The organism is Nostoc commune NIES-4072 (assembly GCF_003113895.1).
GTDB classification, from domain to species: domain Bacteria; phylum Cyanobacteriota; class Cyanobacteriia; order Cyanobacteriales; family Nostocaceae; genus Nostoc; species Nostoc commune.
Window position 1 is genome coordinate 3,606,501 of record NZ_BDUD01000001.1, and the last position, 26,995, is coordinate 3,633,495.

Annotated in this window: 26 protein-coding genes and 1 pseudogene; 20 read left to right on the top strand and 7 right to left on the bottom strand. The window is 39.5% G+C overall.

Annotation, left to right across the window (positions count from 1 at the left end; genetic code table 11):
- Positions 1 to 154 precede the first annotated feature (154 nt).
- From CDC33_RS16060 to CDC33_RS16095, 8 genes are all read left to right on the top strand, one after another.
- Positions 155 to 1,438, top strand: coding sequence for a DUF389 domain-containing protein (locus CDC33_RS16060; protein WP_109009305.1), 1,284 nt, complete (start codon positions 155 to 157; stop codon positions 1,436 to 1,438).
- Between the two features lie 112 nt (positions 1,439 to 1,550).
- Entirely contained in the window at positions 1,551 to 2,366 is an 816-nt protein-coding gene (locus CDC33_RS16065) for a potassium channel family protein (protein ID WP_109012594.1), read from the top strand.
- Between the two features lie 32 nt (positions 2,367 to 2,398).
- A complete protein-coding gene (locus tag CDC33_RS16070) occupies positions 2,399 to 3,406 on the top strand; it encodes a mechanosensitive ion channel family protein (RefSeq protein ID WP_109009306.1) in 1,008 nt (335 codons plus the stop codon).
- A complete protein-coding gene (locus CDC33_RS16075; protein ID WP_109009307.1) occupies positions 3,403 to 4,749 on the top strand; it encodes a DUF2254 domain-containing protein in 1,347 nt (448 codons plus the stop codon). The genes CDC33_RS16070 and CDC33_RS16075 overlap by 4 nt, the downstream gene beginning before the upstream one ends.
- A complete protein-coding gene (locus CDC33_RS16080) occupies positions 4,746 to 5,345 on the top strand; it encodes a DUF2238 domain-containing protein (protein ID WP_109009308.1) in 600 nt (199 codons plus the stop codon). The genes CDC33_RS16075 and CDC33_RS16080 overlap by 4 nt, the downstream gene beginning before the upstream one ends.
- Before the next feature lie 172 nt (positions 5,346 to 5,517).
- Positions 5,518 to 6,636 (top strand): phosphatase PAP2 family protein, encoded by a 1,119-nt coding sequence (locus tag CDC33_RS16085; RefSeq protein ID WP_244919246.1) that lies wholly within the window; start codon positions 5,518 to 5,520, stop codon positions 6,634 to 6,636.
- 133 nt (positions 6,637 to 6,769) lie between these two features.
- The gene (locus tag CDC33_RS16090; protein ID WP_109007337.1) at positions 6,770 to 8,302 is read left to right on the top strand and encodes an IS5 family transposase; all 1,533 of its coding nucleotides are present in this window, start codon (positions 6,770 to 6,772) and stop codon (positions 8,300 to 8,302) included.
- Positions 8,303 to 8,417: 115 nt separating this feature from the next.
- Entirely contained in the window at positions 8,418 to 8,861 is a 444-nt protein-coding gene (locus CDC33_RS16095; protein ID WP_244919247.1) for a vanadium-dependent haloperoxidase, read from the top strand.
- 238 nt (positions 8,862 to 9,099) lie between these two features.
- On the opposite strand, the gene CDC33_RS16100 is transcribed toward CDC33_RS16095, so the two are convergent.
- Both CDC33_RS16100 and CDC33_RS16105 read right to left on the bottom strand, forming a co-directional pair.
- Positions 9,100 to 10,917, bottom strand: a complete 1,818-nt coding sequence (locus CDC33_RS16100) for a response regulator (RefSeq protein ID WP_109009309.1) — start codon at positions 10,915 to 10,917, stop codon at positions 9,100 to 9,102.
- 147 nt (positions 10,918 to 11,064) lie between these two features.
- The gene (locus tag CDC33_RS16105; protein ID WP_109009310.1) at positions 11,065 to 12,714 is read right to left on the bottom strand and encodes an ATP-binding protein; all 1,650 of its coding nucleotides are present in this window, start codon (positions 12,712 to 12,714) and stop codon (positions 11,065 to 11,067) included.
- Between the two features lie 178 nt (positions 12,715 to 12,892).
- On the opposite strand from CDC33_RS16105, the gene CDC33_RS16110 reads away from it, so the two are divergent.
- The 10 genes from CDC33_RS16110 to CDC33_RS16155 all read left to right on the top strand — a co-directional run bounded on the left by CDC33_RS16110 (position 12,893) and on the right by CDC33_RS16155 (position 21,794).
- On the top strand, positions 12,893 to 13,264 hold the full coding sequence (locus CDC33_RS16110) for a response regulator (protein WP_109009311.1): 372 nt from the start codon (positions 12,893 to 12,895) through the stop codon (positions 13,262 to 13,264).
- A 425-nt stretch (positions 13,265 to 13,689) separates the two neighbouring features.
- A complete protein-coding gene (locus CDC33_RS16115) occupies positions 13,690 to 14,259 on the top strand; it encodes a DUF3611 family protein (RefSeq protein WP_109009312.1) in 570 nt (189 codons plus the stop codon).
- A 132-nt stretch (positions 14,260 to 14,391) separates the two neighbouring features.
- Positions 14,392 to 15,033 carry a hypothetical protein gene (locus CDC33_RS16120; protein WP_109009313.1) on the top strand — a complete coding sequence of 214 codons (642 nt, stop codon included), beginning with the start codon at positions 14,392 to 14,394 and terminating at the stop codon, positions 15,031 to 15,033.
- Positions 15,034 to 15,224: 191 nt separating this feature from the next.
- The gene (locus tag CDC33_RS16125) at positions 15,225 to 16,028 is read left to right on the top strand and encodes a hypothetical protein (protein WP_109009314.1); all 804 of its coding nucleotides are present in this window, start codon (positions 15,225 to 15,227) and stop codon (positions 16,026 to 16,028) included.
- Positions 16,029 to 16,092: 64 nt separating this feature from the next.
- Positions 16,093 to 16,893 carry a hypothetical protein gene (locus CDC33_RS16130; RefSeq protein WP_109009315.1) on the top strand — a complete coding sequence of 267 codons (801 nt, stop codon included), beginning with the start codon at positions 16,093 to 16,095 and terminating at the stop codon, positions 16,891 to 16,893.
- A 25-nt stretch (positions 16,894 to 16,918) separates the two neighbouring features.
- Entirely contained in the window at positions 16,919 to 17,305 is a 387-nt protein-coding gene (locus tag CDC33_RS16135) for a peptidoglycan-binding domain-containing protein (RefSeq protein WP_109009316.1), read from the top strand.
- A gap of 165 nt (positions 17,306 to 17,470) precedes the next feature.
- Positions 17,471 to 17,929: a MarR family winged helix-turn-helix transcriptional regulator gene (locus CDC33_RS16140; protein ID WP_109009317.1), complete on the top strand. Its 459-nt coding sequence runs from the start codon at positions 17,471 to 17,473 to the stop codon at positions 17,927 to 17,929.
- 132 nt (positions 17,930 to 18,061) lie between these two features.
- Entirely contained in the window at positions 18,062 to 18,532 is a 471-nt protein-coding gene (locus tag CDC33_RS16145; RefSeq protein ID WP_109009318.1) for a methyltransferase family protein, read from the top strand.
- 90 nt (positions 18,533 to 18,622) lie between these two features.
- Entirely contained in the window at positions 18,623 to 19,966 is a 1,344-nt protein-coding gene (locus CDC33_RS16150; RefSeq protein ID WP_109009319.1) for an SCP2 sterol-binding domain-containing protein, read from the top strand.
- 256 nt (positions 19,967 to 20,222) lie between these two features.
- On the top strand, positions 20,223 to 21,794 hold the full coding sequence (locus CDC33_RS16155; RefSeq protein ID WP_109009320.1) for a Na+/H+ antiporter: 1,572 nt from the start codon (positions 20,223 to 20,225) through the stop codon (positions 21,792 to 21,794).
- 176 nt (positions 21,795 to 21,970) lie between these two features.
- Here CDC33_RS16155 and CDC33_RS16160 read toward each other — a convergent pair.
- Positions 21,971 to 22,204: pseudogene (locus CDC33_RS16160) on the bottom strand (ATP-binding protein); the annotation flags it as partial.
- 268 nt (positions 22,205 to 22,472) lie between these two features.
- Between CDC33_RS16160 and CDC33_RS16165 the strand changes: the two are divergent.
- Entirely contained in the window at positions 22,473 to 23,102 is a 630-nt protein-coding gene (locus CDC33_RS16165) for a Uma2 family endonuclease (protein ID WP_109009321.1), read from the top strand.
- Between the two features lie 531 nt (positions 23,103 to 23,633).
- On the opposite strand, the gene CDC33_RS16170 is transcribed toward CDC33_RS16165, so the two are convergent.
- From CDC33_RS16170 to CDC33_RS42090, 3 genes are all read right to left on the bottom strand, one after another.
- On the bottom strand, positions 23,634 to 23,987 hold the full coding sequence (locus CDC33_RS16170; protein ID WP_109009322.1) for a hypothetical protein: 354 nt from the start codon (positions 23,985 to 23,987) through the stop codon (positions 23,634 to 23,636).
- Between the two features lie 170 nt (positions 23,988 to 24,157).
- Positions 24,158 to 24,343 carry a hypothetical protein gene (locus CDC33_RS16175; RefSeq protein WP_219930037.1) on the bottom strand — a complete coding sequence of 62 codons (186 nt, stop codon included), beginning with the start codon at positions 24,341 to 24,343 and terminating at the stop codon, positions 24,158 to 24,160.
- A 126-nt stretch (positions 24,344 to 24,469) separates the two neighbouring features.
- On the bottom strand, positions 24,470 to 24,697 hold the full coding sequence (locus tag CDC33_RS42090; protein ID WP_501193673.1) for a PIN domain-containing protein: 228 nt from the start codon (positions 24,695 to 24,697) through the stop codon (positions 24,470 to 24,472).
- Between the two features lie 477 nt (positions 24,698 to 25,174).
- Here CDC33_RS42090 and CDC33_RS16180 point away from each other — a divergent pair, with 477 nt between their 5' ends.
- Entirely contained in the window at positions 25,175 to 25,573 is a 399-nt protein-coding gene (locus tag CDC33_RS16180; protein WP_109009324.1) for a hypothetical protein, read from the top strand.
- 603 nt (positions 25,574 to 26,176) lie between these two features.
- Here CDC33_RS16180 and CDC33_RS16185 read toward each other — a convergent pair.
- Positions 26,177 to 26,635: a M67 family metallopeptidase gene (locus tag CDC33_RS16185; RefSeq protein WP_109009325.1), complete on the bottom strand. Its 459-nt coding sequence runs from the start codon at positions 26,633 to 26,635 to the stop codon at positions 26,177 to 26,179.
- Between the last annotated feature and the right edge of the window lie 360 nt (positions 26,636 to 26,995).

A 26,995-nucleotide genomic window follows, 5' to 3' on the forward strand; every position in this document is an offset into this window, starting at 1 on the left:
AATGTAATGAAACCTTTTGCTACACCAATTTTCCCAAATTAAGCAATAAACAAACCAATGTTGATTGAGTATGAGATACATTTTTAAAAAAATATTTCTTTGGGTAGTAGAGTTATTGCCTTAAAAAGCAAGATGGTTAGCTCAGGAGGATAAAATGCGTCAACTCATTATCCAAGTACCACGGGGAAACGGAAAAGCTGTTATTGATATTGCCAAATCTCATAACGGCACAAATCTGGCACGATTTGAAGGGAATGCAGACGAACCGATTGATGTGGTGATTGTTCACGTTTCTAATGGAGAAGTTGGGAAAGTCTTAGAGGAATTGCAAGACTTGCCCAAAGTACACATCACGCTCATACCAACTGGTGCGATCGCTCTGCAACCACCTGCATCGGAAGCAGCCCAGCAAGTTGTGGATGTAGAAGAACGCAGTCCGATTGAGATTTTTCTTTCTGGTTTGCAAAGTGTTGGCTCTTGGCAAGGTTTTCTAGGTTATGCATCGCTTGCAGGTTTTGTAGTCTGGATTGGCTTGTATACTAATACAACTTACTTACTGGTAGCGGCAATGCTGATTGCGCCGTTTGCAGGCCCGGCAATGAATACAGCGATCGCAACTGCATGGGGCGATCGCAAACTCCTGGGGCGGAGTATCCTACGATATTTTGCCGCTTTAGCAGTCACAATTGCCACCACTTGGCTACTTAGCCTAATCTTAAGGCAAGAAATCCCCACTAGTTTAATGCTAGACAGTAGCCAGATTTCAGCAGTGGCAGTGATTTTACCATTGGTAGCCGGAGCCGCCGGAGCGCTCACCTTGGTTCAGTCAGACCGGAGCAGTTTAGTCTCTGGGGCAGCAACCGGAATGTTAGTCGCCGCTTCCTTAGCTCCACCTGCGGGAATTGTCGGTATGGCAAGTGCAATTGGCAGGTGGGATATGGCAATTTCGGGGCTGTTCTTACTGTTTTTGCAACTATGCGGCATCAACTTTTCAGCAGCCCTCTTGTTCCGAATTTTTGGGCTGTCTCCTCAAGCAACTCGCTATGGGCGTGGTAAAAAACGGGTATTTACTATTGCTTTGACGATCACTGTTATCGCATTGGCTCTTTTACTAACTTGGCAGTTTTCCCATTCTCCCAATCTTCAACGCTCTAGCCTTGCCCAACGTGCTAACGCCCAAGTCCAGAAAGCTGTGGAGCAAGTTGGTTTAGCAAAATTAGTCGAGTCGAATGTACGCTTTACACGATCCAACATTGAAGGCCAGGATACCCTGCTATCTGTTATTTATGTGCAGCGTCAACCGCAAGTTACAGTGTCTAATGAAGAAATACGCTCTAGGCTCACCCAATCAATTCAAGCTCAATTATTGAAACAGGATTTAAATGTCACACCTTTAGTTGATGTCAACGTGCTAGAACCACCAGTGAGTAAACAATAAGCCCAATTCTCTAAAATACAGCAACAGATTCAAACCTAAAAACCTAATGATGGAGATTTTAATTACGAATTGCGAATTACGAATTACGAATTACGAATTACGAATTAATATTATGAGTAGTCCAAAGCTTTCCCAAAAGCAAGCCCTAGAAAAAGAACGCAGCGAAGTCTTACAACAGTTGGAAGATTGGCTAGAAATTCCCATGCTGGTGCTAGGTTTTGTATGGCTAGCACTATTCATCATCGAGATCGTCTGGGGGTTAAATCCTTTCCTGGAAGCCGTTAGCATCACTATTTGGATTATTTTTATCTTAGATTTTCTACTGAAACTAACGATCGCTCCTCAGAAAATTTCTTATATCAAAAACAACTGGCTAACAGCTATTTCTCTGATGTTGCCAGCCCTGCGTAGTTTTCGGATTATACGAGTTATACGGATACTACGAACAACCAGGGTTGTGCGAGGGCTACAACTGTTGCGAGTCATGACTCGTGCTAACCAAGGAATGAGGGTTTTGGGAGCAAGTATTAGTCGTCGAGGGTTTGGTTATGTTGTGGCATTAACTGCGATCGTTACTGTAATAGGAGCAGCAGGGATGTATGCATTTGAAAACGAAGTTCCTGATGAATCAGGACTGCACGATTACAGCACTGCTTTCTGGTGGACAGCAATGCTCATGACAACGATGGGTTCTGACTATTCGCCCAAAACGCCCGAAGGACGGGTGCTTTGTTTTTTCTTAGCATTATATGCGTTTGCCGTGTTTGGCTATGTCACTGCAACTTTAGCGACCTTTTTTATTGGCCGTGATGCCGATGATGATCAAGCAGAGTTAGCCGGAGCGAAATCGATTCAAATGCTTCAGAGTGAAATTACAGCTTTGCGGCAGGAAATTCAAGAATTATTGCATCAAAATTCACAGCGTTGATGTTAGCAAATATTAATTAGTGAGGAAAGTTTATGAATGCAGAAATCTCCGCAGCTTGGGATAAAGTTCAAAGCATGATTAACGGGTTTATAGCTTTGCTACCTAACCTTCTGTTAGGGTTAATTGTCTTTATACTATTTTTGTTTATTGCTAGCAGAATTAAGGTAGTGGTTAAGCGGTTAACTCGTAACCGTCGTTCCGCCCGTAATCTTGGATTAGTGCTGGGAAGGTTAGCTCAGGGCATAACAATTTTGATTGGGTTGTTTATCGCCCTTTCTATTGTAATTCCCTCATTTAAAGCTGGCGATTTAGTCCAACTTTTGGGAATTAGTGGGGTAGCAATTGGTTTTGCTTTCCGCGATATTCTGCAAAACTTTTTAGCTGGGATTTTAATTCTACTAACTGAACCTTTTCAAATTGACGACCAAATTGTGTTTAAAGGCTTTGAGGGAACAGTTGAAAATATCCAAACAAGAGCAACAACAATCAGAACCTACGATGGTCGGCGGATTGTGATTCCTAACTCAGAATTATTTACTAATTCGGTAACTGTCAATACTGCTTTTGATAACCGCCGATTAGAATACGATGTCGGTATTGGCTACGGCGACGACATTGACCAAGCCAAGCAGTTGATGTTAGACGCAATGCATAGCGTAGACGAGGTTTTAAAAGATCCGGCTCCTGATGTACTAGCAATGGAACTAGCCGGAAGCACTGTTAACATCCGGGTGCGCTGGTGGGTTCATCCACCAAGACGAGCAGATAATCTGATTTCGCGGGATAAAGTGATTACTGCTATTAAGAAAAAACTCGTTGCAAATGGTATTGATTTACCTTTTCCCACACAACAAATTCTATTTCATGACCAGACCGAAGAGACAGATGGCGATCGCTCCCGTCAGCGTGAAGGTTGGCCTGCCGGCAAAGGTGAAGTACCAAAGCCACGCCGTATTAGCGATACTCTCAGGTTACTTGCTCAAAAGCAAGATGATGGCAATAGTAAAGTAGATTCTGCAAAGGTGAATAATGAAACATGAAAAATGTCAAATTAGGCAAACTGTGGGATACGCTCCACTCAAGCTATTGGTTCATTCCGTCAATTATGGCTATAATTACCACTGCGTTGGCATTCATAATGTTAATGCTCGATCGCACAGGTAAGGCAGGTCTTAATTATTGGTGGAGCTATACTGGTGGAGCAGACGGAGCGCGATCGGTTTTAGGAGCAGTTGCAGGTTCAATGATTAGCGTTGCTGCTACTGCCTTTTCAATTACAATCGTGGCGCTTCAGTTAGCTGCTTCCAATTTTGGCCCCCGTCTCCTGCGTAATTTCATGCAGGACACTGGCAATCAAGTTGTCCTTGGTACATTTATTAGTACGTTTATCTACTGCTTGCTGATACTTCGGACTATTCATGGTGAGGGAGATGGATATAGTCAGTTTGTACCGCAAATTTCGGTTACGTGCGGTATTTTACTGGCAATTATTAGCATCGGAGTTTTGATTTATTTTATCGATCATGCTTCTACAATAATTCAGGCTTCGCACATCATCGAAAATGTTAGTGATGACTTAGATAGAGCCATCGATCGCTTGTTTCCCAAAAAAATCGGGCGTAGTATCCCATTTGGACAAGAAATTGCAGAAATACCTGACAATTTTGACTTGGTTGCAAGTCCTGTAATAGTTAATAAGAATGGTTACATACAAGCAATTGACGACGAAGAATTGATGAAAATTGCCCGCAGAAACAATCTTTTATTGCGCGTCGAGTCTCGACCCGGAAAGTTTATTGTTAAGGACAGTGATTTAGTTATGGTTTTTCCTGGTAAATTTGTGAACCAAAAATTAACCAAACAAATCAATGATTGCTTTATTTTGGGTAAAGAACGTAGCGAACAGCAAGATATCGAGTTTCCCATCGATCAGTTAGTAGAAATTGCCCTACGTGCGCTTTCTCCAGGGATTAATGACCCATTTACTGCAATTCGCTGTGTTGATAGACTAGGCGCTGGACTATCCCGTTTAGCCCAAAAAGATTTTCCTTCACCTTACCGCTACGATGAAGATCATAAATTACGTGCGATCGCTTTTGGGGTAACATTTGAGGGATTGGTTGATAGTGCCTTTAATGGAATTCGCCAATATGCACGCTCTGATACATCAGTAACCATTCGTTTATTAGAAGCGATCGAGAATATTGCAACTTACACCAACAATCCCAAATATCAAGTAGTTTTACAGCGTCATGCAGAGATGATTTTGCGCGGTAGCCAAGACGGTTTACCAGAAGAACTAGACCGCCAGGATGTGCAAAAGCAATATGACAACGTGATTCAAGCTTTAAAAAATCAGACTTTAGCTGAAAGAAAAAAATGAAAAGTCTCAATTGGAAAGGTTATCGAATTATTGCGTGGTTAGGACAAGCTCTATTAACAATTCTTGTCATAGCCACAGCAGTTCAAGGCAAGTGGACAAATGCCTTTGGTCTTGCAGTCTTCCTTATTGCATCCTTTGTATTTGTCATTCAAGATAATAAGTTACCCACCTTGTTTGATTTTCTATTTGTCTTGGCTGCATTGCTAAATGCTACTGGTTGGGTATGGGATTTCTTTGGTATGCCAGGCCCTTATGATGAGATTGTTCATGCTTATACGACTTTTGCAATTACCCTCGCACTCAGTTTTTTAGTCTACGGTTCAATGCTGAATATATTTCGTAATCATACACTCTTATATCTAGTGACAATTACCAGTTTTGGAATTGCCATTGGTGCTTTGTGGGAAGTTACGGAATGGTCTGCCGGTAAAATCCTTAATACTCAAGTAATTGAAAGCTTGGATGACACTATTATCGATTTAATTATGGACTCTCTTGGGGCTGGATTAGCAGCTTTAATTAACCTTTGGGCATTACGAGAGTGGACTAGTCGTAATGCAGAGGCAAATCATTCGCAAACTGAGACATACATTTAAACTACATAATATTTAATACTTGAAATAACTATGAAGACATCTAACTTTAAGCAAATATACTCAGCGATTAGAGATATGAGAAAAACCTGTCAGGCTTTCCGAAATCTTCAAACTGCGATCGGTAGATATACACGTGGCTACCACATACTAACTTCACAAAAGACATTTGTTTATGAATAAAGAGCGTTCTGATCGTCAAGAATGCCAAGAACTTGGCCCTGAAAACAACAAACAACGTCGGAAATCATCTCGATCGATTCGTCGTCAAGCAGCGCAGATTGCCTTTAATCGGGGTGCGGCGGATCATGTTTGCAATGGTGAAGAACAAGACTATCGCGGCGCAGATGGAAATCCCAACTACATTGCAAATTTCTCTAAGGGTTTGCCTCATAATGAACTTGGAGAAGTCAAGCCAGAAGCTTATAAATCTCTACTCAAAGCCCTTGAAAGTGGCAAACCACAAGATTTTGAAGCCATCAAGCTAGGTCTTGGTCGCAAATTGACTAATCCCCAAGCAGGCTTAGGTTTCGATCTAGAAGGCCCCGACGGCCATGCACCGGCTATTCCTCCAGCACCTCGTATCGACTCAGCCGAAAACTCAGGGGAAATGGTAGAACTCTACTGGATGGCGCTGTTGCGAGATATCAACTTCACTGATTATGCAAAAGATCCCTTAGTTGCGGAAGCCGCAGCAGATTTGTCCAAATTGTCTGATTTTCGCGGCCCGAAAGTTGATGGATGTATCACACCAGCTACGCTGTTCCGAGGTATTCATACTGGTGACTTAGTAGGCCCTTATATCTCCCAGTTATTGCTCAAGGATATTCCTTTCGGTTCCCTAACGATTTCTCAAAAACAAAAAACCGTACAACGAGATATCAATTACTTGACTGATTATGAAACTTGGTTAAATATCCAAAACGGTGGCGAAGCCAAAAAAGACGCTTTCGATGACACACCACGCTATATCCGTAATGTGCGAGATATCGGTCAATACGTCCACGTTGATGCTCTCTACGAAGCTTACCTCAACGCCTGTTTGATTTTGTTGGGACTGAAAGCTCCTGTAGATGAGGGAAATCCTTACAAAAATTCTAAAACTCAAATTGGGTTTGGGACTTTTGGCGATCCCCATATTCTCAGTTTGGTGACTGAGGTAGCAACCAGAGCTTTGAAAGCTGTATGGTTCCAAAAGTGGTATGTACATCGTCGGTTACGTCCAGAAGCATTTGGCGGACTGATTCATAATCAACTGACTGGCCGTGCAAAATATCCAATTAGGGGTTGCTGAAAAAAAAGAAAAGGTTACAGTCTCTAGATTATCAGACCAAAGAAAGATATTCAGGTGCAAGAGTTGAGGGTAAAATAACCCAAAATCCTTGCATCACCGTGACTAGCAGGACTAAAGTGTGTCATTAGTAACCATGTACCGAAAGCAGGAGCAAACTACAATCCCACCAGAAAACTTTGAACTTCCGTTTGAAGGAAAATTATCAGAAGATAATCGTTGGGTAATTATGGCTGATTTAATACCGTGGGCGGAATTTGAAGAGGAATATTCTTCATTTTTTTCGGCAGAGATGGGAGCGCCAGCAAAATCATTTCGGGTGGCATTAGGCGCATTAATAATCAAAGAAAAACTAGGAATAAGCGACAGAGAAACAGTAGAACAAATTAAAGAAAACCCTTATCTACAGTACTTCATAGGAATATCATCTTATATTAATGAAGCTCCATTTGATCCATCTATGCTAGTCCATTTTCGTGAAAGAATTAGTGCAGACTTAGTAAACAAAGTAAATCAAGAAACTGTTAAAAGGATGCTAGAGACAACATCTTCGACTTTAGCAACTGAATCAACTGAATCAACTGAATCAACTCAAAAAAAAATAGAAGAATTAGAAAAAGAAGATAACACGCCGAAAAATCGGGGAAAATTAATATTAGATGCGACTTGTGCGCCAGCAGACATCAGCTATCCAACAGATTTCGAGCTATTAAATCAAGCAAGAAAACAGACAGAACGAATAATAGACCTTCTTTATGAACAGATAAAAGGTACATTAGAGAAAAAACCAAGGACTTATCGGGAAATAGCGAGAAAAAACTACTTAGAAGTCGCTAAAAAACGTCGTGTATCCCAAAAAGATAGGAAAAAAGCGATTAAAAAGCAGCTTCAATATATCAAAAGAAACTTATCTCATATTGACCAGCTAATCAGATCGGGAGCAACTCTAGAAAAACTAAGTACTAAACAATATAAAATGTTGCTTGTAGTTGTAGAAGTTTATCGTCAACAACTATGGTTGTATGAAAATAAAAAACAGAGTATTGATGACCGAATCGTTAGTTTAAGCCAACCACATATCCGCCCAATTGTCCGTGGAAAAGCTGGGAAAGCCGTGGAATTTGGGGCAAAATTATCAGCTAGTTATTTTGATGGGTATGTATTTTTAGACCATATTAGTTGGGATAATTTTAATGAATCAGGAGACTTAAAATCACAAGTAGAAGCATATAAAAACTATACTGGCTATTATCCAGAATCGGTTCATGTAGATAAAATTTATCGCACAAGAGAGAATAGAGCTTGGTGCAAAGGAAGAGGTATTATCATGAGTGGTCCTCCTTTGGGAAGACCACCAGCCAATGTTAGTAAAGAAAAAAAGAAACAAGATTTAGAATCTGAGAGAATTCGTAATTGTATTGAAGGAAAATTTGGGCAAGCTAAAAGAAGGTTTAGCCTCAATCGAGTGATGGCGAAACTTTCCCACACTTCTGAAACTGCAATTGCTATTACTTTTCTAGTGATGAATCTTTCTACTCACCTGTCGCGGGTGTTTTATGCTTTTTTATGTCTATTTTTGAAAACTGCACCTTTTTTGCAGTTCCGTATAACTGAAAATTATGATTTTATTAGTTATAAACAAGAAAAGCTTATCTTTGATTTTGCTTGAATAACTAGTCAACCCTTAAGATTGCTTTTTCATACTTTTTCAGCAACCCCCAATTAATGATGAAGTTTTTCGCACCAGCGCCCTTGAAAAAGTCCACAGCCGCTACGGTACTTACTTGTTACCACTAGCATTCCCAGAAGGTTCTCCTACCCACCCCGCATACGGCGCTGGACACGCTACCGTAGCAGGTGCTTGCGTTACTATTCTGAAAGCATGGTTTGATGAAGCTTGGGTGATTCCTGAACCAGTTGTTCCCGATGCTGAAGGTACGAAACTAGTTCAATACAATGGTGCTGATGCAGGTCAAATGACGGTTGGTGGAGAATTGAATAAAATTGCTGCCAATATTTCCATCGCTCGTAATGGTGCTGGTGTTCACTGGCGCAGTGATTACACAGAGTCCCTGAAACTGGGTGAGCAGATAGCAATTGGCATACTGCAAGAACAATCACTTACTTTTAACGAAGATAATTTCTTCAATCTGACTAAGTTTGATGGTCAGAAAATCAAAATTTCTCGTAATGAAGTAAAACACCTGATGGAAGAAAAGGACGATTAGTTATAATTCATAATTCGTAACGACCCTCGTTCGTGAAACGTCTCCCAGGGAGAAGACTCACGCAACGCTTGGCCCCCAAGATGAAGTCAAAAGTCAAAAGGCAAAAGAGAATTGATGAAGTCTTGATTCTTCTCTTTTTACTTTTGACTTATTAGCTCTCTGTCTCCTAAATAATAAGTCTTCAACCGGACATAATATCAGGTATAGGTACAGATGATTGTGATTTACCATTTACCTTTTAGATTCGCTTTACAAGATTCAATACACGAGTAATTAGTTGTGAGTTTTTAGCAGTTTTGCTTATACAATCATCAGCACCGATCGCAAATATTTGCTCAACAATATCTGTGTTTAAATTATCAACCAGAAAAAGTACTGGTAGAGATTTCCAGTATGGATCGTTACGTACTACCTGACAAATTTCAATGCCATTGATATTAGGCATTTCCACATCTAAAATTAGCAAATCTGGAGAAAATTCTGTCAGATTATCCCAAAAATATCGTGAGTCTTCAAGAGTTTTTAGAGTCAGTCCTAATGGTTCTAAAGATTGTTGTATAAAAGTTAATGTCTGTGAATCGTCGTCTACAATCATTACTCTTGCTTCGGTAATACAAGTTTGTTGTAATATTTGACTGACTGACTCTAAAATTTGGCTAGGAGGCATAGATTTTTGTAAAAAAGCACGTCCGCCAGCTCGTGCAACCTCAACGCGATAGCTAAAATTATTTCGCTCTGTAAAAACTAACACTGGTATTTCTGGCAGTGGCGATGGCGTTCCGCCCAGCGTAGCTGATCGCTGCGATAATTCTCTTAATAACTTCAAGCTATCTTTGTCAATATCAAGATCCAGTAGCACCACATCGGGATTTAAAGATGGAATTATATTTCTGGCTGTAGTGAGATTAGTAGCAATTTTAACTTGTAGTTCCTGATTTTCAGCTTCCTTTATCAATTCCTCTACTACTTGGCGATCGTTGCTAATTACTAATAGTAAATTTTGTATTTGTTCAACTGGAGCTTTTTCTAGTTCTCGTTGCAACTTAATCAAAAGCTTATCTAAATAAAAACATTTAGCTTGGCTAATATATTTTTGATTTTGAAATACATCTTCTATTTCATTAGCTAATAACGAGCCTTTGGGAAAGCCAAAACTACCCAAAGAACCAGCTAGCTTGTGAGCTTCTTGCTCTGCTTTTTGCCTTAGTTCAACATCAAGTGTACCTTTTCTTAAAGCATCAGCAGCTAAGTTCAATACTGTAATGCGCGAATCAACCTTAACTTTAAAATTTTCCCGTTGTTGAGCAATGGCTGCTAGGAGAGTTTTCTGTTGTTTTAAATCTGTTTCCTGCTGATCTTTCTGACATTTTTGTTCATTCGATAGAGCTTTTAAACGATAACCCATTCCATAAACAGTTTCTATAAAATCATAGTTAGCACCTGCTGCTTTTAGCTTCTGTCTTAAACTTTTGATATGAGATTTAATCGTATTTTCTTCAGGTGGATCTTTTTCAGCACTCCAAAGTTGATCTACAATTGCACTCCGGCTAAAGATGCGCTGGTTGTTGCGTAAAAACAGGTCTAAAAGACTAAATTCTTTTGCCGTTAAATTTAGTACAATATCTGCATAAGTTACCTCACAAGTACTAGGATCGAGACGCAAGCTTCCCCATTCCAAAATAGGAGGTAAAGAAGTATTTCCCCGACGCAGTAAAGCACGAATCCGAGCTGATAACTCTTGAAAGTCAAATGGTTTGACTACATAATCGTCTGCTCCGGCATCTAAACCGATAACTTTATCTGTTTTAGTATCTTTTGCTGTCAAAAGCAGAATCAGCATTTGATGTCCTGACTGGCGTAATTGCCGACAAAGACTGATACCATCCAGCTTTGGCAGAATCACATCTAGCAAAATCAGGTCATAGTTACAAACACTTATCAATTCCCAACCAGCTTCACCATCAGCAGCAATATCAACCACATAATTTTGTTTGGTAAGAGCTGTAGCTACAGCTTGAGCAAGCAAATCATCGTCTTCAACCAACAGAATTCTCATGAAAATGTTTGCTTGGAGAAGTAACCCTAAGCGCTGTCATCAAATTTATCTAACTTAGGTTATCTCCTTTTCAGTTTTATATAACATCTATCAAAGGCAAGGTTTTAGAATATCTTTGCAATCATCCCATTGATGATGTTCAACACTTCAAACGGGCAATTTGACTGTAAATGTCGCTCCTTGACCCATTCCTTGGCTCTGGGCTTGGATTGTGCCACTATGCAGTTCTATTATATGACGGGCGATCGCTAGCCCTAAACCTAGTCCTTTATCTGACCGAGTATGACTACTATCTGCTTGGCAAAAGCGCTCAAATACATGAGGTAGAAAGTCAGCACTGATACCCTTACCCGTATCACTGACTTGAATTTGAACATAGTTAAGAATTGAGGGTTGGGAAAATTCTTCCCCACTTCCTACTTCCTTTGACAACTGCACCTTAATTCGTCCATCGTTGGGTGTAAATTTAATTGCATTGGTGAGTAAATTTAACACAACTTGTTGCAAACGATCTGAGTCACCCGAAATTTTTTCTATTGAAGTGTCAAGTATAGTTTCAATTTGAATATCCTTTGCATCTGCCAATGATTGTACAACCTCGATCGCAGATGTAATTACTTCTACTAAATCTACCAAATCAATCGAGAGTGAAATTTCTCCTCTAACAATACGCGAAATATCAAGTAGGTCTTCAATAAGTTGCATTTGCAAATTAGCATTGCGTTCAATTGTCTCAAGTGCAAGAGTTGCTTTAGCTTCATCTAGCGCACCCGTTTGCAACATCCCCGCCCAACCAATAATTGCAGTCATGGGGGTACGTAATTCATGGGAAACTATGGCTAAAAATTCATCCTTGGAACGGTTTGCAGCTTCTGCTGCACTTTGCGCCGCTTCGCTAACAGCGCGTGCAGCTTGTTCTCGCAGCAGCAATTGCTCTTTTTCTTCTTCTGCTTGTTTGCGCTCAGTAATATCTTGCATAATTTTAGAGAATCCGCGCAGATTTCCATTTTCATCTCGTAAAGGTGTGATTACACAATGCGCCCAAAAAAATGTCCCATCTTTGCGGAGATGCCAACGATTTTCTTTAGAAAAACCTTCAGTTACGGCTTTGCTCAATGCTTGTTGTGGTTGTCCGCGCTCAATTGCTTCTGGTGAAAAAATGCGCTCAAAAGGTTGACCAATAATTTCTGCTTCTTGATAGCCTAAAATACGTTCAGATCCAATGTTCCAGCTAGTAAAGTTACCGTTTGGATCTAACATAAAAATTGCGTAATTAGTTACTCCTTCTATTAGCAACCGATAACGTTCTTCACTCTGACGCAGACTGTCTTGAATTTGACGTAGATGCTCGTAATTTTGTTGGGCTACTCGCGCATTCATTTGAGCTTGCGATCGCGCCTGACGTAGTGCAGTGTTAAGTAAGGTAATCAACAATGCTACTAGCACAAACTGAAGCAACCCCAACGCACCAAACCCAGCAACAGACAAAGAATAGAAAGGGAGTAAAAGGAAGTAGGCGCAGACGATAGCAGAGAAAAAAGTTGCTAACAGTCCTGGGTTTAAGCCACCATACCAGGAACTAACCATGACAGCAGCTAAAAACAGTGGATAAATGGAATTCAGCCTATGTAGCTGCCATAGAAGCAGTGTCAGCAGTAAAGCTAGTAAAACCGTTAATAATGCAATGCTATAACCTTGTAGCTGCGATGACCTCCGGTCGGTCGGAGACCATCGCGTAGCGTCTCCGTAGGAGAATCGCCAAAGGCGGGGCAAAGCCCATCGCGTTAATCTCCACATTTTCTATTACTTCTGCTTATGCTATCTATTTATTAAACTTCTACCCTAGTTTTCCACTTTCAAGTTTTACCATAAAAATCAATCTTAAGAGAATGGTATATCTAAACAATACCCTCATTACACCGAAAGAATTAAATAACTCAGGAATAAGAATAATTAAAATAGGAAGATAATAACAATGACCTCTAAGCAAATCTTAGTTATTGATGATGAAGATGACATCCGTCAATTGATTCAGACTTGTCTAGAAATTATGGGCGGCTGGAAGGTGTTAACTGCTACTTCAGGTAATCAAGGATTACTCTTAGCTCAATCATCTCAACCCGATGCTATCCTTTTGGACGTAATGATGCCCGATATGGATGGTTTGACAACTTTTGAGAAACTACAAGCTAATCAAATAACTAAACATATACCTGTGATTTTACTTACAGCTAGAGGACGCACTAATAACGAACGTTTATTCAAAGATATAGATGTCAAAGGCATAATTAGTAAACCATTTAATCCTCAGAAACTAGCTATTCAAGTAGCAGCAGCCTTGAGCTAAAGTATATTACAAAATCTGGCGTTTCTAGTTCAGCTACTCCTGAATTAAATAATACTACAGATGTCTTAAATCATTTGTAAAAATTTATATGCTTGAGATAAGACTACTGTGGTATCTCAAATTTAGGGTAGATATGCTTGGAAAAATATTCTATCTATAGATTTCCTAGTCTCTTTCTTAAGTAATAGGTTTTACCAAAAAGACCTTTTCTCCACTAGTTTTCCACTTTTACTCCCTAATTTAGAAGTAAGTCAATACCTAGTTGTGAGTTTTTATTAGATAAATTCTTTCCCATAAAAACCTGATATTTCAAAAATTAAAGACATTAATTAGTGAATTAATGGGTTTTATATAGATGGATAAAATTAAGCTCCAATTTACTATATTTTCTGAAAATATCTACTTAAGGGGTATCAATCTTATATATGATAGATAATTTAGAATCACTTTCACATCCACCAAGCAAACAAAAATTTGCTGCTACATTGCGTTTAGTAAGTCAAATTAGTTTTTGGGTACAGTTAGTACTTGGTGGTATTTCTGGCATTGCTGTATTGTTGGCGTGTTTTAGCCGTAACATTACTACTCAGACAAGCAATGCAGGTATAGGCTTTGGGATATTTTTAGCTATTGTTGGTATTTTATTGCTGTGCTTTCGGGTCTATTGGGCTTTGCGTTATCGAAAAATGGCTAAACTTTTACAAACGCCAAATTCTCAAAATCATCCCAAAAAGGAAGATGTAATTCAAAATTTACGAATTGGATTGCTGGTGAGTTTGGTAGGGTTATTAATAGCTTTTATTGCTTCGGAAACGACAGTTGCAATTATATTGGGTAAAGCTGTAGCACAGCCTCAAGGTGTTGCAATTTATCAAGCAGAAAATGTCATTCGTTCGCTAGATATTTTTGTAATGTTTGCAAACATTAATATGATTGGCGCTCACTTTTTTGGAGGAGTTACTTCTCTTGGCCTACTCTATTGGTTAGAAGAGTAATAAATTTAATTAATTTTAGTGATTTGATTTTGCCGGTTATTGCAATGAAAATATTTATTAACCTAAAGTATTTTCTCGTTATTCACTAGATATCTATCATTATTGTCAAACAACAAACATCAGGAGTTAGTTATGTACAATTTAAATCATTCTTCTTTAAAAGGAGTTGGATTAGTTGGAACATTTTTTGGAACTTTGCTAATGGGTTTCTCTGCAATCACTCAATCAGCAGTAGCACAGCCGCGAATTTCCCAAGTGAATCCTTGTCCTAGTATCTTCTATGAAGAACCACACCGAGATCGAGTTTTAGCTCCAGCAGGATGTCCGCCTAATGCTGCAACTTTAAGATTTGAAAGACAACAGCGAACTACTGGTTCTCAAAGTGTTGTTGTTCCTGTCTATCCTATGAATGGAAGAGGATCTGTTATACAACCACCTTTTCCAGAAAGTCGGCAAAGTGCGATCGCAAATATCATACCAACAGCAGGTACAGTTGACGTGAAATTGAAAAATAACACTAATGCCGGTATTTCTTATCAAGCAATCGGTCAGACCCAACCTCGGTATCTTGCAGGTGGACAAGAGTTTGTCCTACGAAACTTACCAACACCTATCAGTATTACTTTGGTACGTCAAGACGGTGGACTGCTAAAAGTTATCCCCACGTCTACGTCTAATGGGACACTTGCAGTTTCGTTAGATGAAACAACCAAATTCGATGACAATCAAGGTGTATTAAGAATTCAAAAAAATGGTCAGGTCTTCTTGAATTAAGATAGCTCACCGCCTGAATTTTGAGAGCTTTAAAATGCTGAATTACCACAAAACTTTTGATTTGTAGTAATCCAAAAATATCAGGTTCAGTTGAAGATTTTTCAATAAGACTGACGTAAAAGCGTAGAGATGTTTGCATAAAAATTCATCATCTGAACTTGATATCAATCAACCAAAATGGAGAATTTGAAATGATCGACATTATTAAAACTAAGCAAAGTTATAAAGGAGCTATTGCTCTAGCACTATCGACAGTGCTGCTTGGAGCTTGTACAAACAACTCAGAGCGAGAGGCAGCAGTACCAGAAGGTAATGTGACTACAAAAGAAGTTGCAAACAATACAAACGAACTAATTGGTAAAACTGTAACAATTAGAAGTATACCCGTCAAAAAATTGGGCCCATCAACTTTCACAATTGCCGATAAGCAATTTTTTAGTGCTAAACCAATTTTAATTGTAAATGCTTCGGGTAAAACTTTCACTTTGCCTACTGACCCAAATACAACAATTCAAGCAACAGGGCCAGTTCGTAAGCTTGCGATCGCAGATATTAATCGAGATTACAACTTGGGCTTAGATCCAAACTTGTACAAAGAGTACGAAACCCAACCTGCAATTATCGCTCAATCAATTGCACTTGCTCCTAAACCAGGTGAACTTACCACAAATCCTCAACTATATTATGGTAAAAATCTGGCAGTGACCGGTGAAGTGGAAAACATTAGAAATGCTAGCTCCTTCACCTTAGATGAAGATAAATTATTTGGTGGACAGGATTTGTTAGTAATCCGTGCCGGTACTCCAAAAGCAACTGTCAATAAAGGCGAGAAAGTTGCAGTTACGGGTGTGTTGCGTCCGTTTGTTATTGCTGACCTAAAACGGGATTACGATCTTAAATGGGATTTAACCTTAGAAAAGCAGCTAGAGGTGGAGTACAAGAATAAACCTGTGCTAGTTGCAACAGACGTATATCCCTCAGCAATTCCACAATAAGGTATTCTACAGCGTTGTCTATCAGGAAAACTTTTCATAAATAGCCTCAAAACAGATAAAAAGAATGGCAAGAAATGACAATCCTCAAAGGGGAGATTTCCTACAAGCGCTGAGTAAAGTAGGGGTATTAGTTTTCCTGGTAGCGATCGCTATGGTAGCGAGAAGTTGTAGTCTTTTTAATGCAAAAGCAACTATCACTAATATATCGGAAATTACTGAGAACACTAAGGAATTTATTGGTAACTCTGCGACGATTAAAAGCAGAGTAATTGAGAAAGTTGGTTTGAGTTCATTTACGGTTAGTGATGCACGGTTCTTTCGCGGCGATCCTCTTGTAGTTGTCAATGCTTCAGGTGCGCCTTTCGATCTACCATCTGACCAAAATATCAAAGTCCAAGTTACTGGTCAGGTTCGTAATTTAGTAATTCCCAAAATTGAGCAAGAATTTAATCTCAATATAGATGACAAATCTTACAAAGATTATATCAATAAACCTGCAATTATTGCTCGATACATTGTATTAGCACCCCAACCTGGTCAAATAACACAACATCCCGAACAATACTATCGCCGTAAAGTTGCAGTTAAGGGGAAAGTAGAAAATATCCGCAGTCCGGTTTTACTAACGCTACATGAAAATCAATTATTTGGTGGGGAAGATTTGCTCGTCTTATTAAAAGCACCACCTAAAGTAGCAATAAATCAAAACCAAACAGTATCTATAAGAGGTGAAGTTCGTCCTTTTGTTGTTGCTGAAATTGAGCGAGACTATGGCTTCACTTGGGATCTAAATGTAAAAAGAGAGTTAGAAGGTAAGTACGGCAACAGACCTATTTTAGTTGCTGAAACTGCATACCCTGAATAATAAATTTTGGAGAAGATATCAGATAATGAATATTCGATTGATGCGCTTAATAATTTTACCATTGGGCTTAATCTCTGTATTGCTTTTGGAGATGTTACCCTTTAGTTTTGCACGTGTTACAGCACAGGCGAATAATAATACCTCAATTCAACGTAGACTTTCAAAATACTCTCCTGTGAAAGCTCCCTTTCTTACACCTGCATCTCGTGGACAGCCGGTGAGAGATGTGCAAGCTGCCTTGCAATCGCTAGGATTTTATAACGGATCTATTGATGGTATCTATGGCCCTAGAACCACTAGAGCAGTAGTAGCATTTCAGCGATCGCACAGAATAGTTGGTGATGGTAGAGTAGGAGCGCTGACGTGGCAAGCTTTACGCAGTAATATAGCACCCGTGCGTCGTCGTTTCTAACAGTGGCTACACAAACTCTCGTCCGCCTGTGCGGACTAAGAGAAAATTAATGACATAGGTAGTATTGCCTTACCAGAGTTCCAACAGGGATGTTTTTAGCCTGAGTGAGCAGAAAATTTCATGCAGCCACTTGACATCAAAATTAAGTGCATATACACTTAATTTATGGATAAACACACTAACCCAATCAATACCGATCTTCTAGATCAAGTGGCTTGGGCGTGCGCCTGTTTCAATATCCGAAAGGCTTCTCGTGTTATGACACAACACTTTGATGAAGTACTCAAGCCGAGCGGATTGCTAGTGACTCAGTTCACCATTCTGGCTGCTGTAGCGATCGCAAAATCAGCCACAATCAACGAGTTAGCGGAGATGCTAGTAATGGATCGCACGACCTTAACCAGGAATCTCAAGCCCCTTGAACGCGAAGGATGGTTAAAATCCAAACCTGGACAAGACCAGCGAACTCGTATCATTGCCTTGACCGAAGCCGGAGAAGCTGTCTTAGCGAAAGCTTTACCATTGTGGAAACAAGCTCAAAGCATGGTTGAGGAAGTGCTTGGACAGCAACGATGGAACACTTTGCTGGCACATTTAGTGGAAGCAACAGCACTCTTGCGTTAAGTCTAAAATTTTTCTCCAAAAAGTGTATATGCACTTAATTTCTCTATGTTGGCAGTTGATGATAAGCATTCAAAAAAATCATCTTTCCTCTCACAGCATTATTAGCAAAATCATTACAAAAGGTAGCTCATCATGAAAGAGGACATATCGGATAATCCTGGAGTAATTGCTTTTCCGCCAGCACTTTATGCTGGAACATTATTAATCGGATTAGTACTTAGTTTCGTGTTTCCAATCGACTTTTTATCGCGATCGGTAGCACTAGTTTTGGGAGTATTAGCAATTATTTGCGCGGGTTTGATAGGAACTTCAGCTTTTCGGACGATGAATCGCGCACAGACAGAGGTTAACCCTTCACGTCCGACAACAGCGATCGTTTCGGACGGAGTTTTTAGGTTAAGTCGCAACCCAATTTATTTGTCTCTGACTCTGCTTTACATCGGCATCGCGTTGCTATTGGGTGCGCTCTGGGCATTGTTACTATTATTGCCCCTTTTAGTTATTGTGCAAATCGGGGTTGTTCAGCGCGAAGAGAGTTACTTGGAGCGTAAATTTGGCGATGAATACTTACGGTACAAGGCACGAGTGCGTCGCTGGGTATAAATTATCCATTCAAACCAATTGAAAATTACTCTATGGAGAAAAGCTGATGAGCGACACCAATAAAAACAATTATCAATACTAAAGGCTTCTATGGCTAAATTTGATAACCATCCTACCGTGAGATGGTGGCGTGAGCAGTCTACAAACAACCCAAAAACAAGCACAGTCGCTTTGAATTCTGATTCACTCCGATCGCTTTGTTTGGATGCGGGTGCTGATGATGTAGGATTTGTGGAAATTTATCGACCCGCGATCGCCGACCAACATGCCGAAATTCTGGCAGTATTTCCACCCACCAAAACATTGATTAGCTTTGTCTGCTGCATGAATCGGGAAAACGTTCGCACTCCAGCGCGATCAATCGCTAATCTGGAATTTCATGCCAATTACGACCATGCAGATGAAGTAGCTCGAAACCTCGTCAAAGCATTCGCGCAGATTGGTGTCCGAGCCTTGAATCCGTCAGTGGCATTCCCAATGGAAATGGATCGTTATCCAGACAAAAAAGCCTGGGTTATATCTCATAAACCTGTGGCTGTTGAAGCAGGATTAGGACACATAGGAATTCATCGAAATGTGATTCATCCCAAGTTTGGTAATTTCATTGCCCTCGGTACAGTTTTAATCGATACAGAAGTAACTGAGTACGCCCACCCGATCGATTACAATCCCTGCATTGAGTGCAAATTGTGTGTTGCGGCTTGTCCTGTAGGCGCGATCGGGGCTGACGGTAGCTTTAGTTTTTCAGCTTGTTACACTCATAATTACCGCGAGTTCATGGGCGGATTCACAGATTGGACAGAGACGATCGCTGACAGCAAAAGTGCTAGTGATTATCGAAAAAAAGTCAGTGCTTCTGAGTCAGCCTCAATGTGGCAAAGCTTGTCTTTCAAGCCGAACTACAAAGCAGCTTACTGTATTGCGGCATGTCCGGCGGGAGAAGATGTAATTGCTCCATTCTTGAGCGATCGCAAAGCATTTATTAAAGATGTGGTCAAGCCATTGCAGGACAAAACCGAAACCATCTATGTGGTGCCGGGATCGGATGCCGAAAACTATGTTGCCAAACATTTTCCCAATAAAACGGTGAAGCTTGTGAGCAGTGGCATTCGTCCTCAATCGATTCAAGGATTTCTCTTTGGATTACCATTGTTATTTCAACGCAATCAGTCAGAGGGATTGAGTGCAATTTACCATTTCACATTCACTGGCTCTGAGTCTCGTCGTGCAACAGTGACAATTCAAAATAAAATGGTACGAGTTCAAGAAGGACATCTTGGGAAAGCAGATATTTCTGTCACCGCAGATAGCAAAACTTGGCTGGGTTTTCTTGGCAAGGAACAAAACCTAATTTGGGCATTGCTGCGGTGTAAAATTCGGGTTAGTGGTTCTCTTAAACTACTTCAGGCATTTGGTAAATGTTTTCCTGCCTGAAATATTCAGTTAAATGTGGTGAGAGGCGATCGCTGTTGGTCATGTCTGTCGAGCGATCGCCTGGAATGGGAATAATTAGGGCTTGCTGAAAAAAAAGAAAAGGTGACAGTCTCTAGATTCTCAGACCAAAGAAGTATATTACAGTGCAAGATAAGATTGCTATAAGTACAGCATCCATCAGGGTAAAATGTTGGGAGTTTGATAATCTCTCTATATTTACTTGATGCTAAATATTCTATTTAACTGCAATCTCCTTATGGCATTAGATTCTACCACGGGTGAAGTCGTAATTGCAGAACAACTCAAGCAATTTTTACTAGTACTATCTGTCTCATTGGGTGTTGCTACACTACCACAAATTTTTAGTTGGTTGCGCCGCATTCCTTATACACTATTGCTGGTCATAGTGGGATTAGGATTAGCATTCGTGAATGTGCGATTGATTAATCTCTCTCCTGAATTGATTCTAATGATTTTCTTACCGCCACTGCTGTTTGAAGCTGCTTGGAATTTGAAATGGTCAGACTTAAAGCGGGATTTGTTACCGATTTGTCTGTATGCAATAGTTGGGGTAATAATTTCTATCGCTGGAGTAGCATTCGGTCTTTATCAATTCGCTGGACTTGAACTTAGCATTGCTCTATTAGTTGGAGCTAGTCTATCAGCAACCGATCCAGTTTCGGTAACGGCTCTATTTCGGGAACTAGGAGCAAGCAAACGTCTAAGAACGCTGATGGAAGGAGAAAGTTTATTTAATGATGGCATGGCGGTTGTGGCTTTTGGCTTATTAGTTGCTCTGCCGTTAGGTAATGCCAAACTTGATTTACAGTCTGCAATATTCGAATTTTTTCAAGTAGTAGGCATTGGTATCAGCGTTGGAGGACTAATTGGGTTTGGTATTTCCTATCTAACCCAACGTTTCGACTTACCATTAGTAGAACAATCCCTTACCCTGGTTTCTGCCTACAGCACTTACCTAATTACAGAATATTTAGGTGGTTCTGGAGTGATTGGAGTTGTCACCACAGCTTTAATTTTAGGCAACTTTGGCTCGCGCATCGGCATGAACCCGCGCACGCGGATCATTGTGACTGAATTTTGGGAATTTCTTGCTTTTTTTGTAAATTCGATTGTTTTTCTCTTAATTGGCGATCAAATTCGCTTTGCTGTCTTAGGAGATAACCTAAAAAGTATTGCAGTCACAATTGTGGCGATGATTGTGGCACGGGCAGTATCTATTTATGCTTTAAGTAGTCTTAGCAACTGGTTAGCTAAATCCGAAATTCCTTTATCTGAACAAACTGTATTGACGTGGGGTGGGCTACGCGGCTCTGTCTCCATTGCCCTGGCTTTGAGTGTACCAGCCATACTCCCGCAAAGGGAAGAAATTATTGCCACTGTATTTGGAGTAGTTTTATTTACCCTGTTAGTACAGGGCTTAACCATCCAACCATTATTAGAAAAACTCCAACTTTTAGGTTCGCAACCGCTACGTCAACAATACACCGAAGCAATTGCCCGTCAAGTTGCTCTCCAACGGGCGCTGGAATATTTAGAAACAGCACAAAACCGTCCGGGAATTGAGCCAGAGTTTTATCGCTACCAGAAGACGCTGCTTGCAAGTGAAATTACTTGTTTGCAAGAAGAAATTGACAAGTTACTTGATGAATACCCAAATTTGCAAGAATTTTCAACCGAAGAACTGCGAGGGGAACTGCTGGCAATTGAAGCTGATACTTATGCTGAGTTTGTCCGCGCTGGTAAGTTAAATAAAGAACTGTCACCTTTTTTGCAAACAAACCATGAGGGAGCAAATGGGAAGGAATAAGTCTATGTTCTATAGTAATACCGTTTCATTTTAAGATTGATACAGATTCTTGCAGGGCGAGCAAGAATCTGTATCAATAATTTCGTGAAATGGTATGATGCGATCGCCACTTGACAAAATTGTAAACTCTTTAAATTGTGTCTTCATTTGCTCCAGCCGTCAAAAATACCATCCATTTAAAGGCTCCCAAGAACAACCAGAGGTAATTGAACGCTGACTTTAGTACCTGTCACGGTGTCAGATTCAATGGATAATTCTCCACCATGAGCATTGACGATACGTTTGCTAATGGCAAGCCCCAACCCAGTACCGCTTGGTTTTGTGGAAAAGAACGGCTGCATTAGCTTTGACAAAACCTCTGAAGGAATTGGCTCACCACCATTGCAGACATTAATGCAGATTTTATCAGGAGACGTGAGCGCAAAGATTTGACTATCCAACAGAAAAATGGAGATGTAGTTTTAGGTGTTCAATCAGGCAAAGTGCATACCTCACGAGTCACGCCTGAAATTATAAAAACTTTTGAAGGAGCTAACTCTCTTCTTGACAAGACTTACTCCTCTTATCAAGCCCAGTCAAGAGAAATTCACAGATAATATAGGAACAACGCGATTTTGTGAGAATTATGCGTTCTAGGCAGTTCTTACAGTAGGAGTAAAAATAAATCCAGTAACTTTTATGAGTCAAACACAATCGGAACTAAAGCTACTGACCTTCGATGAATTTATCGAATGGTATCCAGAAAACTCAGAAGTACGTTACGAATTACATGATGGGGTGATTGTGGAGATGCCAAAGTCTAAAGGGGAGCATTCTGATTTGGCTGGTTTTTTGATTGAAGAATTACTGTTCACAATTAGAGAGATGGGTAAACGCGGTATCTGGACTATACCAAAAGAATCCATTATTAAACCATACCGAGATAAATCAGGGTACGAACCGGATATTATTGTTTTAAATCAAGAAACTATCGATACTGAAACGCGCTGGAAGAAAGAATCAGTTATCCATAATGCTAGTTCGGTCAAACTAATAGTTGAAGTAGTGTCAACCAACTGGCAGGATGATTATTATGATAAGCTTCGTGACTATGAAGCTATGGGTATACCTGAATATTGGATTGTGGATTATGCAGCTTTGGGTGGACGTGTATTTATTGGTAGTCCCAAAGTTCCGACTATTTTTGTCTGTGAACTTATTGATGGTGAATATCAAATGACACCCTTTAGAGGAACAAACCTTATAGTGTCTCCTACTTTTTTGCAGTTGAATCTAACCGCACAACAAGTTTTTGACTCGGTGATTTAAACTTTTTAGAGTTCAAAAAATTGTCAATGCAAGATTTTTAAATCTTACAGCGCTTTCGGCTATTATGCAATATAGTTTTCTCCTTGCCCCTCTCCTATCATCGCTTTCAGCTTTTAGAATGAACCTCTTACTGAAACGATTTCTACTGCCAATTTATTTAGTTAGCGATCACTAAATAATACTTAATCGAAGAAATTGATAAATTATGACTATTTTAATTGCCAAGAACTGAAATTAAAATAACCTTTAATCATACCACAATATATTTATGCAAGAGTTCTCTAGTAATAAGGGTAAGGGTAACGGCGGAAATTTAACCATTGATGCTCATCTGTTGCTATTGCGGCGAGGCATTATCTTTGCCTAGTTAGCACTTTGTTTGCCCAAAAATGCATTCGCCCTTCAAAATGTGCGATGGCGCACAACGCCCGTAGGAAATGCGATCGCATTTCCTAATATTAAGCCAAATATGTGCGTTATCTAGAACCCTTGTAGAGAAATAGCAGTGCTATTTCTCTAATTCTTCTCTCATTATTCTCTCCCTATATCTAACTGCACTTGCAATCCATCATTCTCATTCCCAGACTGAGCCGGTGCTAATAAAACAGAACTGTCTGGCTGTGATAATGATTCGTTAAACTGTATTCTGACTGGAGTTTTATTGTCTCTTCTATTATTGTTGGAGATGCTTGCTGGATTAGTTTGCTCAAAAAAGCTTTTAAAGTCTTCTTGGGCAGTTCTTTGATCAATTCCAATGAGAGAATTACCAGTTGATCTGTATTGCTCTAGATTTGAGCTTGATGTTGGTGACTGTGCGTATACTTGGCTTCCTAAGCTTGCAAAGGCTGCCGTAATCCCTAAGAAAGCAATAATTTTGGTGTTCATGTGTTTTATCCAAATTATCTTTAATATTGCTCGTCTCTTATTGTCTGGGAAAATTATTTTGATTAACTCTATCGTTAGGTGCTACTTGATTGATCTTACTGCGTATATACTTAGAGTGTCAATCATTAATGTTGTTTTAAGGATTACTAAGCCATAACGAATGGGATCTCTTAGGAAATTGGACTATTTGGTTCAGTTTCCAAGCGATCGCAGTTAAGTTGGTTGAGATGTGCCAGGATTAAATCAGGGATATTATCAGGTAAATTAATCACATTCTCTTGTTTTATGGTAATTATTGTCTGATAACAAGCTTGTTCTCTACAACACTGTGCGATCGCATCTACCCAATTTGCCACAAAACCAAAAAACATGAGAGAGCAATGTGTGACAAATAGTTAATTTTGCCTATTTTTTGCTCATCAGTCTATTAATTCTCCAGCTTGTCGTAAGACTTGTTCATAAAGACTGCGGCTTACCCAATATTAAGCAGTATTAATCATGGCATCTAATAGGGGTCGCACTTGTAAAATTATCTTTCTATTTTTTGTTAATAAGAGAATATCTATTCCACTTGCTTGTAATCCCAAACTTTTAGCTACTTGGCGTGCTTCACGCTCATCTAACAAAATTTGCCGTTCTTCAGTTTCTAGTGCTAAGGCAATTGTTTCGCGTTCACCTTTATCTAATTCTGACGGTATATTGGGTGTTATTGTTGAAACTGAGACAACTTGTAGCTATTTGTCAGCGATCGCTAATACAATTAATACTCCAATTGTATTAGCGATCGCCTACTCCAGTCTATGCTCACGCATTTATTTGTGTTAATGACAGAATAGCGTAGCGCCACTAATATTGCGCTTTAAGTTACTAAAATAACGAATTTAATTACCACCACTACGATTTTTGTTACAAACATCATAATTTTCGTTACAATATTACAAATTCGTTACTAAAATAACGAGTTTAGTTACCACCACTACGATTTTCGTTACAAACATCATAATTTTCGTTACATTGTTACGAATTTACTTACCACCACTAAGATTTTCGTTACAAAGATCATATTTTTAGTTGATATTGCTGAGGCTATCGTTACATTCAACACCAATCTTTGTGGATTTTACTCAACCAAAACTAAGCTTTAGTAAGGCAAGCTAGCTCTAGAACACCATAAAAAGAAGATAATTATGCCTCGTCAAAAGCGTACATATCGCGTTTTAGAAAAAGCTGAATTAAGAATGTCTGGACTCAAAGCAATTGATCCGAGTATGGATTTTGGCGATGCTCGCAATTTGCAAAATATCATACAAATAATTCAGCAGTATCGTAACAAAATAGAAGCTTATAATACTACTCTAGCTGTGATTGACTCTTACAAAAATGAGATGAAAGAGTTGGAAACAACTTTGAGCGACTTGATAGAAAAAATGCTCCTTGGAGTTGCTTTTAAATACGGCAAAGATAGCCATGAATATCAAATGGCGGGTGGTGTTCGCAAAAGCGATCGCATCCGCAAAAGCAGAGCAACACGTTTAAAGACGACTACTAAGGAAGCATCTAGTGAAAATGCTAAAACTGTATCATAGTTTAACGAACTTTGGGGGTTTAAGTCCCCAGCAAGATAGGCAGCACGTTTTGTGTCGGGGTCTAAATCCCCGTCACAAAACGTAGTTGCGAATTGCGTTAGCGGAGCGGGGCGTTAGCCCATTGCGAATTGCGAATTGCGAATTGCGAATTGCGAATTGGTTTAATACGCTTGGGTTAATAGTAATTCACGAAAACCTTGATAAATATAGATTTCTCGTAAAGGCATGGCATTGCCCATCGCTGTCAACTTAAGCAAAACATCAGCATAAAATTTAATCTAAGAATATCAAACTATAGGATTACTATTTGATTTTTGAACGAAATTAGGTGTTGTAGAGTGTGTTAGAACGGAGTTCGTAACGCACTATTATCAAGGGTTTGATGCCGTACTCTCTGTGCTAACACATCCTACGGATATTTTCATAAATCAAACCGGATTCCTATAGATGTTCTTAGATTACATCATAAGTAAAAAACGTTAACATTAAAATATTTTAATCAAATAGCGATCGCCATTTTAAGATAAAGTTTAATTCTTCAACAAATATCTATTTGATAATTTCATTTTATACTTCAATTCAGCAACACCTGAAATTAAGCTGTTAAATTATATTTTCAATAGCCTCTGCTTGGAAATGATGAGTATCATCAAGGCTCCAGCTTAGGAGTTCGCCAGCTTTGCCGTTTTGAACGGAAACTATTATATACGAGTATCCTTGCCAAGCGTATAGGCGATCGCATTCTGAAGGGATAGCAGGATGATCTGGGTGGGAGTGAAAAATGCCAATAATGTTGAGCGATTTATTGCGTGCTTCCCTTTGTGTTTTTAACATAACTTCGGGTGCGATCGTGTATTGCCGTCTTTTACTATCTGTTGTGTATTCCCCTGCAAACTCAGCCGCCGCTTCTGTATTCCAGGCATTTTCTGTTGGTATGACTTTTACCACAATTTTACCCCCATCAGCCAAATAGCCCAAAATCATACCACAGCACTCTTCTGGATAGGTGCTTTCTGCATGGGTGCGGATAGTTTGCAAGTGTTGTTGGCTAAGTCGGATCATCTCTGCGTTTGTAGTTTTGCTAACCTCTAGGATTTTAGCGCACCGCAGGTATCGCACCGAGAAAATAAAACAATAGACATCTGGTGAAAATGAATGTAGAGACGTTGCATTGCAACGTCTCTACAAGGGTTTCAGGTAATGCATAATTAATTTCTGAAGATGTCTAATATGAAGAATAGACAAAGTTCAGTATCTATAATATACATTTATTAACCAATGATATGAAGAGTATGCAAAGACAATTATTTAACTATAGACATCTAAGTAAAATATTAACTATGTGACTATTTTGAGGCTAATTGAGATGTTCTCTATTTTCAACCTAGATATCTACGGAGAATATCTCACTACGTACAAGCC